At 39.9% G+C, this 18,002-nt stretch carries 10 protein-coding genes; all 10 read left to right on the top strand.

Features of this window, described 5'->3' with window-relative positions; genetic code table 11:
• Positions 1 to 20 precede the first annotated feature (20 nt).
• A complete protein-coding gene (locus KTR06_RS10365) occupies positions 21 to 2,219 on the top strand; it encodes an alpha-galactosidase (RefSeq protein ID WP_217290325.1) in 2,199 nt (732 codons plus the stop codon).
• Between the two features lie 29 nt (positions 2,220 to 2,248).
• Positions 2,249 to 5,269: a SusC/RagA family TonB-linked outer membrane protein gene (locus KTR06_RS10360; protein WP_217290324.1), complete on the top strand. Its 3,021-nt coding sequence runs from the start codon at positions 2,249 to 2,251 to the stop codon at positions 5,267 to 5,269.
• A gap of 3 nt (positions 5,270 to 5,272) precedes the next feature.
• Positions 5,273 to 7,132: a RagB/SusD family nutrient uptake outer membrane protein gene (locus KTR06_RS10355; protein WP_217290323.1), complete on the top strand. Its 1,860-nt coding sequence runs from the start codon at positions 5,273 to 5,275 to the stop codon at positions 7,130 to 7,132.
• 18 nt (positions 7,133 to 7,150) lie between these two features.
• Entirely contained in the window at positions 7,151 to 10,249 is a 3,099-nt protein-coding gene (locus KTR06_RS10350; RefSeq protein ID WP_217290322.1) for a TonB-dependent receptor, read from the top strand.
• 11 nt (positions 10,250 to 10,260) lie between these two features.
• Positions 10,261 to 12,249 (top strand): RagB/SusD family nutrient uptake outer membrane protein, encoded by a 1,989-nt coding sequence (locus tag KTR06_RS10345; protein ID WP_217290321.1) that lies wholly within the window; start codon positions 10,261 to 10,263, stop codon positions 12,247 to 12,249.
• Positions 12,250 to 12,271: 22 nt separating this feature from the next.
• Positions 12,272 to 13,705 carry an Ig-like domain-containing protein gene (locus KTR06_RS10340; RefSeq protein WP_217290320.1) on the top strand — a complete coding sequence of 478 codons (1,434 nt, stop codon included), beginning with the start codon at positions 12,272 to 12,274 and terminating at the stop codon, positions 13,703 to 13,705.
• Between the two features lie 219 nt (positions 13,706 to 13,924).
• Positions 13,925 to 15,871: a glycoside hydrolase family 97 protein gene (locus KTR06_RS10335; RefSeq protein ID WP_217290319.1), complete on the top strand. Its 1,947-nt coding sequence runs from the start codon at positions 13,925 to 13,927 to the stop codon at positions 15,869 to 15,871.
• A gap of 276 nt (positions 15,872 to 16,147) precedes the next feature.
• Positions 16,148 to 16,450: a hypothetical protein gene (locus KTR06_RS10330; protein WP_254306416.1), complete on the top strand. Its 303-nt coding sequence runs from the start codon at positions 16,148 to 16,150 to the stop codon at positions 16,448 to 16,450.
• On the top strand, positions 16,437 to 16,718 hold the full coding sequence (locus KTR06_RS10325; protein WP_254306415.1) for a hypothetical protein: 282 nt from the start codon (positions 16,437 to 16,439) through the stop codon (positions 16,716 to 16,718). Before KTR06_RS10330 ends, KTR06_RS10325 begins: the two co-directional genes overlap by 14 nt.
• Positions 16,719 to 16,759: 41 nt before the next feature.
• Complete coding sequence (locus KTR06_RS10320) at positions 16,760 to 17,614, top strand: phosphodiester glycosidase family protein (protein ID WP_217290318.1); 855 nt, start codon at positions 16,760 to 16,762, stop codon at positions 17,612 to 17,614.
• Positions 17,615 to 18,002: the final 388 nt, after the last annotated feature.

Raw genomic sequence — 18,002 nt, 5'->3', positions numbered from 1 at the left:
AATTCATTATTTGATATAGAATGAGAAATTTATTTTTATTGATTTGTTTGTGTTGTTTTTCCTGTTATTTATCTGCCCGGAGCATATTAATATCCACGCCAAAGACTTCACTATTACTTTCAGCACCCGTAGATGGTGAATTGAAGTTTGTATATTATGGCGCTAAGCTGTCGGAGGTGGACGTCCATACTATGGGAGAGACAGAAAAGAGTAAACTTCTTGCTTATCCTGTTTATGGACTAAATTGTCCGTCGGAGGCTGCTTTAGCTGTGAAGCATAGTGATGGTAATATGACTCTTCAATTGAAAGTTGTAAAAGTTGATGTTTTACAGCAGAACAAAGCAGAGCTGACTACAATTTTATTGAAGGATAAAGTCTACCCATTTTATGTAAAGATGTGCTATAAAGCTTATCAGGATGTCGACATGATTGAGATCTGGAGCGAAATCAGCCATCAGGAAAAAAATGCGGTAGTACTCAATCAGTTTGCGTCTGCCTATTTGCCGGTTCGTAGAGGAAATGTCTGGCTGTCACACTTATATGGGACATGGGCAAATGAAGGACGTTTAGTGCAGGAACCATTGGAGCCGGGTATGAAGGTGATTAAGAATAAAGATGGAGTACGTAATTCTCACACAGCCCACGCTGAAGTTATGTTTTCACTTGACGGGCAACCACAGGAAAACGCAGGACGGGTTATAGGTGCTGCTTTGTGCTATAGTGGAAATTATAAATTACGTATTGACACAGATGAAAGTGATTATCACCATTTTTATGCAGGGATTAATGAAGACAATTCAATTTATAGTTTGAAAAAAAACGAATTATTCCGCACACCTGAATTAGCTTTGACTTATAGTGATGAAGGATTAAGCGGAACCAGTCGTAATTTTCATCGTTGGGCCCGATTGCATAAGCTGGCTAATGGAACAAAGTTGCGTAAGATTTTGCTGAATAGTTGGGAAGGAGTATACTTTGGAATAAATGAGGAGCGGATGAACCAAATGATGACGGATATAGCGTCTATGGGAGGCGAATTGTTTGTAATGGATGACGGTTGGTTTGGTGATAAATATCCCCGTCGGACTGATAAAACGTCCTTGGGAGATTGGGTTGTAGATAAAAGAAAACTTCCTTCCGGCATTGAGGGACTGATTGATGCTGCTCATCAACGGGGAATAAAATTCGGAATTTGGATTGAACCGGAAATGGCAAATACAAGAAGTGAATTATATGAAAAGCATCCGGATTGGGTATTGAAGGCTCCGGAACGCGAATTGGTTTTGGGACGTGGAGGCACACAAGTTGTACTCGACTTGACTAATCCGGAAGTGCAAGATTTTATCTTTCATATAGTAGATAATTTGATGGCTAAACACCCTGACATCAATTATATCAAATGGGATGCTAATATGTCTATTATGAATCATGGATCCAATTATTTGAATAAAGAGGATCAGAGTGATCTGTATATAGCTTATCATCGTGGTTTTGAAAGTATTTGTCAGCGTATCCGTCTGAAATATCCCGATTTGACGATACAAGCATGTGCCCAAGGTGGTGGCCGTGCCAATTATGGGGTATTACCCTATTTTGATGAGTTTTGGGTGAGTGATAATACAGATGCTTTGCAGCGTATATATATGCAATGGGGAACGTCCTACTTTTTTCCGGCGATTGCGATGGCTTCTCATATAAGTGCTGCACCCAATCATCAAACTTTCCGTACTATTCCTTTAAAATATCGTATTGATGTGGCAATGAGCGGACGTTTGGGCATGGAAATCCAACCTAAAGACATGACAGATGAAGAAAAAGAACTTTGTCGTAAGGCTATTGCTGAATATAAGGAAATCCGTCCGGTTGTTCAGTTGGGTGATATTTATCGATTGGTTTCACCTTATGATAAGCTAGGGGTTGCTTCCTTAATGTATACTTCACCGGAAAAAGATAAAGCCGTATTCTATTGGTGGAAATTAGAGCACTTTTACAATCAGCATTTACCACGTGTAAAAATGGCAGGTTTAGCTCCCAATGCAGAATATCGTATTTGCGAATTAAACCGGATTGACAAACAACCATTGGATTTTGAAGGAAAAATCTTTAGTGGAGCATATCTTATGGCAAATGGCTTGGAGTTACCAGCCAATCATCTCGTAGATAGGAACAAGAAAAATGATTACTCTAGTAGAGTGCTTTATTTAGAGAAGGTAAAATAAAACATATTGTAAAACTTTAATCTTGTACAATGAACAAAAAAAGGTTTTTTAAGTGCTATGTTTGCGCACTGTTCTTCGTATCTGTTACTCATGCCGCATTCGGGCAAAAGATAACAGGAACAGTGGCTGATGCAAACGGGAAACCCTTATCAGGGGTTTTGGTACAGGTTCCTGGAAGTGAACTCCAGGTACTGACAGATGATGATGGAAAGTTTGACTTACTTGTGGAAAAAGGTACATCGCTCAATTTTGTACATCCTGATTTTTATACTCAGGAAGTTACGTACAAAGGTCAAAACAGATTTATCGTGCAACTGGCCTCGCGTGTGTTACCGGGATTAGAAAGTAAAAATAAGGATGTTGAATTGTTACGGGGGACTGTGAAAAAAGACAATCTGATAGAAACGATTGGATTTGTGGACAATTCATCATTGGCTTCTTCGCCGACCTACAATTTTCTGGGAGCTGCTCAAGGGCGTATGGCCGGGTTAAATATTTCTTTTAAACAGGGCGGCAGTATGCAGGCGGCTTATAACTGGAAGGTTCGTAACTCTCGTACCAATCTGTTTATGGTAGATGGAGTTGAACGTGATTTCTATACGATGGATCCGGAACAGATTGAGAGTATTCAGGTGTTGAAAGATGGTTTGTCTACTGTAATGTTGGGACAACGTTCTGCTGCTGGTGTAATCAACGTGATTACTAAGAAAGGGAATGAAGGTCGTCCCCGTTTCTCATTTACAGTGGAAACCGGATTTGAAAAAGCATTGAGATTGCCGGACAAACTGGGTGCTGTAGATTTTATGACATTAGTAAATGAAGCTAATATCAATGATACAAAAGATCCGAATGGCTATATTTATAGCTCCGAGCTCATCCAAAAGTATCGTGATAATGTAAATCCATATCTTTATCCCGATGTAGACTGGTATAAAGAAGTGCTGAAAGAAACGGCTCCTGTACACCGCTATAATTTTAATGTACAGGGGGCTAGTAAAGCATTCCGTTATTTTGTCGACTTGGACTGGTATCGTGAGAACGGGTTCTTTAAAACAGATGATGCTAATAACTATAATACAAATGCCCAGACTAATCGCTTTTCTGTGCGTTCCAATTTAGGAGTTCAGGTCACTCCATCTACATTTATGCAAGTAAATCTGGCAGGACGTCAAGAACGTTACAACGAGCCGGCATATAATAAAAACCAAAGTGGAACGGGGAATATTTACAGCTTGTTGTTATCTACACGTCCAAACAAATACCCGATATTGAATCCGGACGGAAGTTATGGCTCTTATCAGGACGCAAAAGATGATGCATATGAAAACCTGTATGGACAAATGGTAGGGCGGGGTTATCAGTTTAAGGATACTCGTCATATGTCATTCGACCTTACTATTAATCAACGTTTGGATTTTCTTTTGAAAGGACTATATGTAGAAGCTACAGGCTCCTATTATAGTGCGACTTCTTATTATACTATGCGCAAAAAGAACTTTAAAGCGTATTGGTATAAAGGAAATGGAGTTTATGAACAGAAGGGGTTAGATGGTGACCAGGGAAACGAGGGTGATAAAGATCAAAGATATCGCATTACTTATTTGAAAGGACAGATTGGATATGATCGTTCTTTTGGGAAGCATCAAGTCTCTGCCGTACTTATTGGAGACCTGAACCAAATACAGGATCAGACTCTCAACAAAGGGTATCTGAAAAATTACACGAATTATTCGGCACGTGTCAATTACAACTATGACAATCGTTATCTTGCTGAGGCTGTTGTTACACGTGGTGGATATAACTGGTTTGCCCCCGGTAACCGTTGGGCTAATTATTGGGGAGTTGGGGCTGCCTGGAATGGACATAATGAAGACTTTATAAAAGAGATGAATGTTTTTAGTACATTGAAACCTCGTATCACTTATGCGCTGACAGGACAAGCTACTTGTAATTATGCGGAATACATTCAGGCATACGGTGTCAATGCAGGAAATGTACGTGGAGAACCTTACGGATTAAAGTATTCGTATGAGCAGGCAATGGCATCCAGACTGGATCCGGAGAAGGCCCGGAAATTGAATGTTGGAGTTGATTTAGGAGTTTTAGATGATCGTTTGACTCTGACTTTTGATTATTACCGTAATAAATTTACAGATGTGGTTGCAACATCAGAAATTAAAACTGCTATTGTAGGAAATACATATCCTCGTACAAATTGTGCAGAGTATTCTTATAAGGGTTATGAACTGTCACTTGGCTGGCAGGATCGCATCCGCAACTTTAATTACTATATTACTGGTAATCTAAGTTTTGAACAATCCAAAGTTGACTATATACCGGAACTGCCTAAAGCATATCCATGGATGACTGCGGTGGGGGCTCCCCTCAGTTCGAATTATGGATATATTGCCGATGGAATTTTTCAAAGCCAACAGGAAATTGATGAATGCAATGCATTTCTTACTTCTGCAGTAAAGAGTACTATCCAACCAGGAGATATCCGTTATAAAGACTTGAATAATGACGGGGTTATCGACATTAATGACCAGACTAATCTGGAGAATACCAAACCCAAAGGATATTATGGCATCACAGCCGGATTTAATTATAAAGGATTTGATTTTTCCATGTTTTTCCAGGGAACGCTAAATCGTCAGATTTATTTGAGTGGTGATTTTATGCATGGTTCCGGTAAGAGTGGTGATACTGCTATTACGTCTTATGTATTGGGTAGATGGACTCCTACGAATCATACGAATACTCAACCCCGTGTTTGGTACGGAGCAAATAATAATAATACTGTAAAATCTTCTTTCTGGTTATATAATGCAGATTATTTCCGGTTGAAGAATGTGGAAATAGGCTATACATTGCCTACGTCACTGACCCGTAAGATTGGCATTCCTTCTATTCGTTTCTTTGCCAATGGGATGAATCTGCTGACAACTTCTGAGATTTTTGATGTGCGGGATGATATTGATCCGGAAGAATGGGGCTCTAATTATCCATTGACACGTACGATTAATTTTGGTGTAAGTATAAAACTTTAAGAGATGAAACGATATATAAAGAATTTAGTTTGGTGCGTTTTGGCTGTTTGCGGTGGATTTTTCTCAGCTTGTGAGGATATGGAGAACGAACCGCTTGAGTTGCAGACAGATATTTATGTTTGGGATGAAGACGACTACACCGGAGAGTATGCCGTACAGTGGTTGAATTATATTTATTCATTCGTTCCTACCGGGTATGACCGTGTCAACGGACAAGTGCTGGATGCTTTGACTGATGATGCCATACCAACTGATGCTTCTAACAAGCTTTGGTCGCAGATTAATTCCGGTTATTCTGTAACGAATATGTTTTCACTGAATAACAAAATGAATGATGCTGCCGACCGGTATGGTGAAAGTTGGGAGCTTGTTTATAAGGCGATACGCTATTGCAACATATTCCTGCATAATTACAAGAAAGTTCCCTGGTCAGACTTGGAGGAGGCAAATTATTATGGTAATGAGGCTCGTGCTTTGAGGGCTTATTTTTATTGGTTGTTGGTCAGAACGTATGGTGGAGTACCTTTAATTGGTGACCAGGTGTTTGAAGCGAACAGTCCGGAGTTGAAACAACTGAAAAGAAGCAGTTTCGCAGAGTGTGTTCAATATATTAGGGATGAGTTTTCTGCGGTGAAAGAGAATCTTCGTCCGTATTCGGACTTGGGAGAACGCCAGTCGCCGAATGAAGATAAGAATAGTGAGGCTGAAGGATACGATAAATATTTTTCCAATGTTCGTAAATGGGGATTGATGGGAGTAGAAGCCCGTATGATGCTATATGCGGCAAGCCCTTTGTTTAATGGTACAGGAAATGCGGGAGAACCCTGGTTGGGATATCCGGAAAATGATATGGAAAGATGGAAAGAAGCCGCTGACCTTTGCCGGACAATTATAAACTCCGGACAATTTAAACTGGAGAAAGATCGTACACGCATAAGCCGTACTACGATTAATGGTGAGGTTTTATGGTTGAGAAACGGTCAGACCGGAAATGGTACTTATGCTCAAAGCTGGGGATATCGGAATTCACCTATGGGAACAATAGATCCCGGCTCAAAGAAATTGGGTGCCTGTAACGGACAAACTAGTCCTACACAAGAACTGGTGGATGCTTTTCCTATGAAAAATGGAAAAACAATTGAGGAAGCGAAAGCCAGTGGAGAATACGATCCTCAAAACCCTTATGAAAACCGCGATCCTCGTCTGAGTCAGACTGTATTTTATAATGGTGGAAGATGGTTGAAGCGCACGTTGGATATGTCGGAAGGTGGAACTGACAATAATAGGGATAATCCGAATAATGAAGTCAGACGGACCAAAACCGGATATTATCTGAAACGTCATCTGGCACAGGATGAAGAGTCTTCGACATTTAGTAAAACAAACTATCACGCAACGATGCCGGGAGCATGGATGATTGTTCGTTATGCTGACATTCTGTTGATGTATGCAGAAGCGCAGACTGAATACTTGAATAAAGCGAAGGGACAGGGGACGATTACTGACGAATTGGTGTATACAGCGATAGAACAGGTACGTGAACGTGCAGGATTAAATCCGTATACCTTGAAGAGAAATATGAGTTACGAAGAATTAATCAAGATCATTCGTAATGAACGTCGTTGTGAGTTTGCTTTTGAGGAAAGTCGCTTTTGGGATATTCGTAGATGGAAAATTGCGGAAGAGGTTCTCTCTAAACCGTTGCATGGGGTGAAGATTACAAAAAATGCCGATGAAAGCTTCCATTACGATTATGATATGGTAGTAGCCAATCCATATTGGGATAATCGGATGTATCTGCTTCCGATTGATAACAATGAAGTTTTATTTAATCCGAATCTTAAACAGAATCCGGGTTACTAATCAGTAAACAGAATACTTATGAATGCAAAGAATATCATATTATTCTTGTTGTTTCTCTTTTTGGGAACAACAATAAACGCTCAGAATGAAAAACTAGTAAAGGGGCAGATTCTGGATGAAAAGGGTGAACCTTTGATTGGTGCTACCGTTCAGGAAACAAATAATCATAAAAATGGTTCTATTGCCGATTTGGATGGAAACTTTCAACTGAAAGTTAGCAATATAAACGGACAGTTGACTTTTTCATACGTTGGCTATCGAACACAAATTATAGATTTGAAAGGGCGGAGTGTTATTAAGGTTACACTGGAACCTGATTCCAAAGGACTGGATGAAGTGGTAATTGTTGGTTATGGGCAGCAGCGCCGTATTACAATGACCGGTGCAGCCAGCAGTATCAAAGCGGATGAAATTAAGCGTGTGCCTGTGGGTAGTGTAAATAATGTGCTGGCCGGCCGTTTGCCAGGTTTCTTCTCCGTACAGCGTAGCGGAAAGCCGGGATCGGATGCTGCTGATTTCTTTATTCGTGGAGTCAATTCTTTAAATGATGATAATAAACCGCTTATTATTGTGGATGATATTGAATATTCCTATGATCAGTTGGCTCAATTAAGTGCGAATGAAATAGAGAGTATTACTATTTTGAAAGATGCTTCTACTACTGCTGTTTATGGTTTGAAAGGAGCTAATGGCGTTTTGGTGGTGAAAACAACTCGTGGTCAGGAAGGGAAACCGACTATTAACTTTACAGCGGAAGGCGGTTTTAACCAGACAATTAAGATGCCGACTGTGTTGGACGCATATACTACCGCTTCTTTGTATAATGAGGCGCAATTGAATGATGCTTATGGATTGAGTGAGCAGCCTGTCTTACAGTTCTCGCCGGAAGACCTGGCACTTTATCGTAATGGAAAAGACCCGTACGGGCATCCTAATGTAGACTGGGTAAATACCATATTGGCAAAACGCTCTCCTTCCATGCGTTTTGCGATTGATATTCGTGGAGGTAACAAATTAGTTAAGTATTTTACTTCGTTGGCTTATTATAGCCAGGGGGGTATGATGAAACATTATGAACCGATTCAACGGGGTGAAGACGTAGATAATAATTATTATTATCGTCGTTATAATTTCCGCTCGAATCTGGATTTTACTCCGACAAAGACAACACATATCCGTTTAGATTTGAATGGACGGTTTGAAACACAGAATACTCCTGCCGGTGCAATAGCTACTAATAAAACATTATTTGATGAAATAAAAGATTATCGCTTGCTCACGGCTTATGCAATGCCTCTTACTTTGCCTAATGGTAAACCTTCTTATGCAACTCATCCGGGAGTGGATACGGGAAATCCGGTGAATCCTATAGCGCGTTATGCTAACTGCGGATACAGGCGATACTATAAAAATAACTTCAATGTATTGCTTAGCGGTGACCAAAAGCTGGATTTTATTACTGAAGGACTTTCTGTGATGGGATTGGTATCTTATGCCGGTAATTTTAATGAAACGCGTGAATTGACTCGTAGCAGAGACTTGCCCGCTTACACGTATGATCCGAATACGAATGCTTATGTGGCTCGTGGAGGAGGTTCACAAAAATTCCCAGTTTACACTTTGGGTGGTGATGATAAAGGCTTTAATTATACGGTTACTTATCAGGGACGCGTCAATTATGACCGTACATTCAATGCTACTCATCACTTGTATGCTTTGTATTTAATCAGCCGGCAGTCATATGTGAATAAACATGAGCTTTCGGATAATGACCAGAGTATGACATGGCGTGTTGGTTACGACTATAAACATCGTTATATGGTAGAATTTAACGCGGCCTATAATGGAAATGACCGTTTTGTTGGAAATAAAAAATTCGGTTGGTTTCCTGCCATTTCGGTTGGATGGAATGTTTCGGAAGAGAAATTTTTCCAAAAACTGTTCCCATTCTTCGACCTGTTTAAATTGCGTGCTTCTTACGGTTTGGTAGGTAGTGATAACTCCTTTAATAAAGACAAGAATACAACTGAAGTTATCTGGACGACCAAAGAGTTGGGTAATGCCTGGGGAAATACTACTTATGAAGGTGCATTGGTCAATTCCGGAGCAACTTGGGAGAAAGAGAAAAAGACAGACATAGGTCTTGATATGAATATGTTGAATGGGCGTCTACGTTTCACTATCGACTATTTTTATAATATGCGTTATGACCAGTTGATAGCAAGTGGGGATATACCTGTGATTATAGGTCAGGACTTACCCAAACGTAACATTGGTAAGACTGACAACAAGGGTTTTGATGGTGAAATCAACTATCGTGGTAATATCGGCAGCTTCGGATTTAATGTTGGAGGTACATTCTCTTATGCAAAGAACAAGATTGTTTATAAGAGTGAAGCACCTGATTATGCATATCAAGCTCAAACAGGACAGCGTATCGGCACTCGATTAGGATTACATTGCATCGGGTTTTATCAGCAGGCAGACTTTGATGAGAATGGTAAATTGAAAGAAGGTATTCCTGCTCCAACTTGGGCAAGTAATCTTCAGCCGGGAGATTTACGTTATGCCGATTTAAGCGGAGACGGTGTAATCAGTGAAGCTGACCGTACCTATATTTCCAAACCGGATATTCCGACATGTACTTATGGTATTACTTTAGGAGGTAACTGGAAAGGGTTCTCATTTAACATGTTGTGGCAGGGAGCATTTGATTATGCTATTGCCAATATGGGCGGGAACTTGGTGCCGTTCGTTAATAATATGCAGGAATTGATGTTGGACCGTTGGACTCCGCAGAATCCTAATGCAAGTTTTCCACGTTTAGGAATTACTACTTGGGAAAATAATAATTATAGTACGCATACATCAGATTTCTGGTATCTCGATGCTTCTTATATTCGTTTGAGGAGTGCCGAACTGGCATATCAAGTACCACAAGCGTGGTTACAGAGGGTCACTAAAAATACAGTAAAAGCTGTCCGTCTTTATGTGACAGGATACAATCTACTGAATTTCTCAAATCTTAATAAGCTGAGTATGGACCCGGAACAAACTAGTAGTTCTACTTATCCTACTCAAGCTAGCTATATGTTTGGTTTACAATGCGCATTCTAAGGTATTAAATTATGAAACTGAAATATTTAACAAAATCTATTTTTACAGGCGTTGTCGGTATTTGGGCATTAGCGTCTTGTAGTGATGAATATCTGGATAAGAAAGTGGATGTGTCCGAAACGCAGGCAAAGATTTATTCCGATAGTACAAAGGTTGCGAATGTCGTAAATGACTTTTATAGTAATATCGGTTATTCGCATAAATACAGCCGTTTCGGGCAATGTGGGCTGGATCTTCCTGCTAAAGAGTCGGAGGCAAGGGCTGCTGAAGGGAAGATGGGGATGTATCTGGCACAGAATACGGTAAATGCAAGTAATGCCGAGACTGATGCTTGGAAGAATACTTATCGAAAATGGCGTGCCATTAATATTTTCATGAATAATTATAATGATGGAACCATAGGCAAAATTCTGAGTCCGAATTCCAACCAAGTAGATGCGGTGTTACCGGATCCTGACCAACCGGCAGCTGTTCTTCAAAAGTCGACCATAGAATATTGGAAAGGACAAGCTTTTTTTCTACGTGCATGGTTTGTGGCTACTATGATAAAGCATTATGGTGGTATTCCTCTGATTGGCGATAAGGTATATGAGGAAGATGAGAAGATAGATGTACCACGTAGCACTTATGAAGAAAGTGTTAAATATGCGGTAGATCAGTGCGACAGTGCGTATCTTTATTTAGAACGTTCAGGGCATATCCATAATTTGGGAGGAGTTGACCCGATGGGCGGAGGAATCTTGGAACGTACAGATGGTCGCGCATGTGGTATGGCTGCTTTAGCGTTAAAGGCACGTATTTATTTATATGCTGCAAGTCCGTTAGTGAACTGCCAGCGTACTGACGATCCTGGTTTATTGGTTTCTTATGGCTCTTATGACCAGAATCGTTGGAAATTAGCCTATGATGCAGCGAAGAAGTTTATGGATATGAATAATGCTCAGGCAGGAGCCGAAACAGGTATATGGTATGAGTTGAGACAAGGGGTTATTGATAATACTTCTCCGGCAAAAAGCTGGTGGCCCAAATTCTATCATGCTATGATAGATGATGCTGTCAATAGCAAAGAATCGATTTTCTGTGATTTCTTGAAGAATGAACAAAGTGATGGAAAGAATCGTGTTACGTTGGATGGATATTATATGCCTAACTCACGTGTCACTCGTTTTTCAGATTTGAATAAGTTGACAGGATTTCCTACACAAGAATTGGTGGATGCATTTCCGATGGCGGACGGTTTTCCACGTGGTGATAGTCGTAGTAAATATACCTATCAGGATGGAGAAGGCATGTATGCCAACCGAGATCCGCGTTTGAAGGCGACAGTTTCATATAATGGTGCTTATCGTTTTATGGATGGCTATAGAGATGCTACAATGAGAACATATACTGGTGATTTTATTACGAATGGAACTTTTGATGAAACGAGTGCTTCTAAGGATGGTATCTACCAACCAAATGCTACGACTACCGGATATTATCGGATGAAATTACTGTATGACAATGGTGGATTAGAAACATCTGTTTATCGTCCGACTGTGTTGATGAGGTATGCTGAAATATTGATGATTGCGGCAGAAGCGGCTAATGAATTGGTGGCAGACGGTGCTCCTGCTCCGGAGGAATCTAAAGCATATATCCGTGCTATTCGTCAGCGTGCTGATATTGAAGAAGGTATGACTAATAGATATGGCGTGCCGGATAATATAACAAAAGAGGAAATGCGTGAGTTGATTTATACGGAACGGCAAATTGAGTTTGCTTTTGAAGAGCATCGTTATTGGGATGTACGCCGTTGGAAAATAGCTCCTCAAGTATTGGATGGACCGAGTCACGGGATGGAAATAACCCGCAAAGTACAAACGGATGGAAGTGAAACATTCACTTATCGTCGGATTGAAGTCGTGAATCATATATGGGACGATCGCTTGTATTGGTGGCCTGTACCACTATCTGAAATTTCAAAATCAGGTGCTCTGGAGCAGAATCCCGGATATTAATTGATTGGTAAAAACTAAGATTATGAGATATATAAATTATATACTAAGTGTTGTAACACTACTGCTATTGCATGGGTGTGTTCAGGGCGACGGGATGCTTTCCGGAGCGGGTGAGTCTTATCGTATTAAAGCCGATTTGGAGTCAAAGGGAACTGTGGACGGGCTTTATGATAGAGGAACTCAAATGCTTACTTTATCTGTTTCGTGGAAGAATTTGTTTGTTAGTGGTGAAGATGCCGTGACGGGGATAAAGATATATCGGGGAAATCAAAGAAGTAATCCTGTCCGTACATTGAAATCGTCCAATAATAATCCGACGAATGAGAACGGAATGAACTTTTTGCTTTCTTCTTATCAAGGACTTACCCTTGAAGAAGAACAGGCTTTATTGCAAAATGAATTTTATCTGGCGATTACGACAACTAACCATGCGGATGGAATCGTGATGGGACAGTTGATAAGTAATGGATATAATGGTAGTGATTCATATAAAATAGAGACAATCAAATTGCAGGATGATGCAACGCAATTCCGTGTAGCAATGGGCGAGTCTGCTAAACTTCCGGTTTTGGTAATGCCTTATTATGCTGATAATACAGCTTTGGATTATGAATCATTGAATACGGACATCTTTACAATCACGAGTGACGGTACGGTGACAGGTATCAAACCGGGTGTCGGAAAAGTAAAAGTGTCTTCATTGGATGGAACTGATATTGTTAAAACATTTGTAGTGCAGGTGACAAGTCCGGAAACAGTTAGTGATATTACATTTGTTGATGCCAACGATTTGTTTATAATTAAAGGTGAAGGACCATTACAACTCAAATGGACTGTATTACCAGAAACGGCAGTGAATAAAGAAGTGATATTTACGTCTTCTGATAATAATATAGCTACTGTTGATGAAAACGGAGCTGTTTCGGCAGTTTCTTCCGGAACAGTTATTATTACAGCTACTGCTAAAGATGGTACGGGAGTTACCGGGACATGTGAAGTGAAGGTGTTTGGAACTTATGAACTTTTAGACCGTTCAGCATGGACTGCTGAAGCGACTTCCTACCAAAATGGAAATGAACCGAGAAAGGCTTTTGATGGTAACGGAGGTAGCTGGTGGCATAATAAGTGGAGCAATGGTAGTGGTAGTGTTACAAGTCTGCCTCAAACTTTATTAATTGATATGGGAGAAGAGACCAGACTGTCGCAGGTTGAAATAGACAGACGTACAGATAAATATGTAACGGATGTGAATACTGTGGATATTTATGTCGGAAATGACCCAAATGCCTCTCCGCTTGTAGGTACAATCGTTTTCGGTGATGCGAATAATACGGATATAACGGGACGTTCATTCTTCGGACTGACTTCCGGACGTTATCTTAAACTTGTATTTACGAAGAGTAATCGTGGGGAATCAGTACATGCGGCTGAAGTACGGGCTTATTTGATTGAGTAATTTATATCAAGTCTTCTTTAAAGAGGAGGGAACTTCTTTCTAAAGAAGACTTGATTAATATTTGCCTTGTATCATTTTAGTATAGGGTGTAACTGATGACAGTTGTATTCTTTCTTTGAAAAGGAAAGTGCTGATAAAAGAATAGGCTATAAGTAAATAAGAGGACTGTTGTAGAAAGTGGCGAATTAAATAATGATTAAGGATGAGAATCAAATAAACATGAATTTAAGTAAAATGAAAAAGAATATCTTGTTGTTAATGCTAGCGATGCCGGCATTGATTGGAGCACAAAATGTAGTGACAGGAACTTGTCAGGTATTAACATCTCCTGACGGAGCTTATAGATTTACTTTCTATCAGCGTCCATTAACTGAAGGAAATACTCAAATGTGTTATTCTTTGACTTATAAAGACCGTCCGGTAGTAGAAGATAGTAAATTAGGACTCTTGATAGAAAATCCATTATCCGAATCGTCACAGGGAGGAGTGAGTGATACTTGTTATTCTTGGTGTGATAATATGAAATTGTTGGATACGGAACGCCGGAAAGTTGATGAGGCATGGAAGCCTGTATATGGTGAACGTAATGAGGTTCGTGATTACTACAATGAAATGATTTTGAAATTTCATCAAGAAGAGGAAGGGAAAAACACCAATGTTTATAATAAGCATAAAAAACGCTTTTTGAATATTGTTGTTCGGGCATATAATGAAGGAGTTGCTTTTCGCTATCATTTTCCAAAAACAAAAAAGGGAGATACTTTGCATATCGTGGGGGAGCGGACTGATTTTACAATGCCTGATGGTACAATGGCTTATTATACCAAGCGTGCTCAAACAGCTTATGAACTTAGACCTTTGGAAGGATGGGGAAAAGAGGAGAGTGAACGCCCTTTGACTATGAAATTGCCGGGTGGGTTATTTGTATCATTGTTGGAAGCGGAGATGGTAGATTATGCTCGTGGTAAATTTCGTTTGTCGACAGCAAGACCTTCTACATTAGAGATGACTATTCATAGTAGTGTAAAAATTGCTTCTCCTTACAGTACTCCCTGGCGGGTTGTTATGGTTGTAGAAAAGCCTGTTGATTTGATTAACCATAATGATATATTGTTGAACTTGAACGCTCCTTGCCAATTGGGAAATACTTCTTGGATTAAACCGGGAAAAGCTTTCCGCTGCGGATTGAAACAGGCTGAAGTGATGGCTGCCATTGATTTTGCGGCAGAACGAGGTATTCAGTATGTGCATATGGATGCAGGATGGTATGGACCGGAAATGAATAATAATTCGGATGCTACGACAATTGCTGAAGATAAAGATTTAGATATTCCTGCTTTATGCAAATATGCGGAGACGAAGAAAGTTGGAATATTTGTTTATGTGAATCAACGTGCTTTACTGCGTCAGTTGGATGTATTATTGCCATTATATAAGAAATGGGGGATAAAGGGGATTAAATTTGGTTTTGTTAATGTTGGCAGTCAACATTGGACTATTTGGTTGCACGATGCAGTACGTAAATGTGCCGAGTATGGAATGATGGTGGATATTCATGATGAATATCGTCCGACAGGATTTAGCCGTACCTATCCCAATTTATTGACACAAGAGGGTATTCGCGGAAATGAAGAAATGCCGGATGCCGTTCATAATACTATCTTGCCGTTTACTCGTTTCTTGGCAGGTGCTGCTGATTATACACCTTGTTATTTTAATGGACGGGTAAAGAACACCAAAGCTCATCAATTAGCGATGGCAGCTGTATATTATAGTCCTTTGCAGTTTTTGTTCTGGTATGATAATCCCACGCTTTATAGGGGAGAAGAAGAGTTGGAATTTTGGAAAGCTATTCCGACAGTTTGGGACGACAGTCGTGCGTTGGATGGAGAAATTGGTGAATATATTGTTCAAGCTCGTCGTTCTGGAAATGAATGGTTTGTGGGGGCAATGACAAATACTGAAGCTCGTACCATAACGGTTACGACAGATTTCTTAAAATCAGGAACGAAATATGTGCTTAATTTGTATGAAGATGATGATAGTCTAAATACACGTACAAAAGTACGTACTACTCATAAAAGAATAAAGGCAGGTGATAAACTTGTATTGAGTCTGAAAGCTAGCGGGGGAGCGGCAATGCATTTTATTCCAGTATTAAAGTAGAAATGTAGATTGGTATTTGCTTTAATAATATGTAAAAATATAGAGGTCGTTTTATGTAAGTAACGAATGATACTTTATAGGTATATACAGTAATTTGTGGTTTAAAAGGGAGATAGTTCATGTACTATTTCCCTTTTTCGGTATAATGAATTTTACCTTTAATGACCTGTTGACTGAAGAAAAATTCACTTTTTCATCTTTTCGACTAGTGAGCTTCTTTCCTGGTGTGTCTATTATGCACAAGGCGGATAAATGCTTTGTATAATAGATAGCTATATGGACATAAGACTACTTAATAAATATATTGCCGGTGACGTACTTCCTGAAGAAAAAAAGGAAGTGATACGTTGGATGAAAGAGAGCGAAGAACATCGTGAACAACTGATGCAGTTACATCGCATTTATAACGCAACCCTTTGGAACGGAAACGTTGACGGACAGAATACGAAGAATATAGAAAAGAAGAAGCCTGTAATGCGGTATCTCTGGATGTCGATGAAGATAGCCGCGGTCGTTGCCATGCTTGCTTTCATCATCCATAAGGAATATCAGAACTGCCGCCTTCATGGGAGCAGCTAATATGACGGTTGTTGATTGTTGGGCAACAGACGATATGAAGATTTTGAATGCCGGAGTACTTAAAACCGAATTTTCCGGTGAATTAGTCGGTGTGAAGCAACCCCACGATGGGGAAACTAAGTCGAAGGAGTTCTTATCGAATATGCAGAACTACCTTGATGCAGGATGGGGAAACTCATGGTATTACAAGGTAAATGCGAAAGGATATCCTATTCTGTTATGGCAATATAATCGGGAAGATTATAATACGGACATTACTGGTCATTAAGACTAATATATATTATACTTAACACATTTATTCGTTAGTTTATGAAGAAAAACTTGTTAATCGTCGTTATCCTGGCTGTATGCTCCATTGAAATGGTAAAAGGGCAGACAGTAGCGGATTCATTGGCAATTGTATCTGCTTGTTGGAAGATAGAAAATCCTCAAAAAGGAATTGTATATAAGTATGCTTCTATCCCTCAATTATATCAAGGTCCCCAATCTATCAGCCTGATAGAAATTGATCCTGTTGCAGGTTTGAAAGTCGGTGTTGCCGTTTCGGATAAAATGAAAGAAACAAGTAAGATTGCTTCTGAATGTAACGCCATTGCAGCCATTAATGGCTCCTATTTTGACATGAAACGGGGAAACTCGGTCTGCTTCCTGAAGGCGGATCGCCAGGTTATTGATACAACGATGCAGAGTGAGTTTAAACTGCGTGTTACAGGAGCTATTAATGTGCGCAAAGGGAAGATAAAGTTAATCCCTTGGAGCAAACAGATAGAAAAGGAATATGAAGGGGAAACAGGTATAGTACTTGCTTCCGGTCCGCTGATGCTGAAAGACGGGCAGATTTGCGATTGGAATTCATGTGGCACGAATTTTATCCGAACCAAGCATCCTCGTAGTGCTGTTGCCACCACTAAGGAGGGGAAAATATTGTTGATAACCGTAGACGGACGTTTCCCGGAGCAAGCCGAAGGAGTGAATATTCCGGAACTGGCACATTTGATTCGTATTTTAGGGGGTGAGGATGCGTTAAATTTGGATGGAGGCGGGTCTACTACCCTTTGGCTGTCCGGTGCATCGGATGATGGAGTTGTTAATTATCCTTGTGATAATGGGCGGTTTGACCATGCTGGGGAGCGTAAGGTGCCTAATATTCTTTATATTCATTAATACTACTCTTTAATGAGAGCATTTATTTAGCTCAATAACGGATGGGAGAGTGCTTCATCCAACTGTTTTACAGTTATGAGCATAATCGTGATATATTCTTTCCTCCATAAAGTTGAAAAAACATAGAAGTATCTGCCACCTGCAACGAAACGCGTATAATATATTAGTTTACAACTAGTTGTAGCGTTGCAGATACCTGTTGCAGATGCGTTGCAGATAGAGTATCTGCCACACTGTATAATCTATACATAAACCTATTTCCTATGAGTACGAAAGTTTATTAAATGCATTAAACTCCAGTTTGTAGTGTACTAAATAAGTTGACACTTCTTCAATGCGAAATTCCCATGAAAGAATTAAAAAAGAAGTACACTCCTTACACAGAATC

Origin of the sequence: Bacteroides sp. MSK.20.12, assembly GCF_019052435.1 — a bacterium.
GTDB lineage: Bacteria > Bacteroidota > Bacteroidia > Bacteroidales > Bacteroidaceae > Bacteroides > Bacteroides xylanisolvens.
The sequence above is the reverse complement of the archived record's forward strand: the minus strand, read 5'-3'. Positions and strand labels throughout refer to the sequence as shown.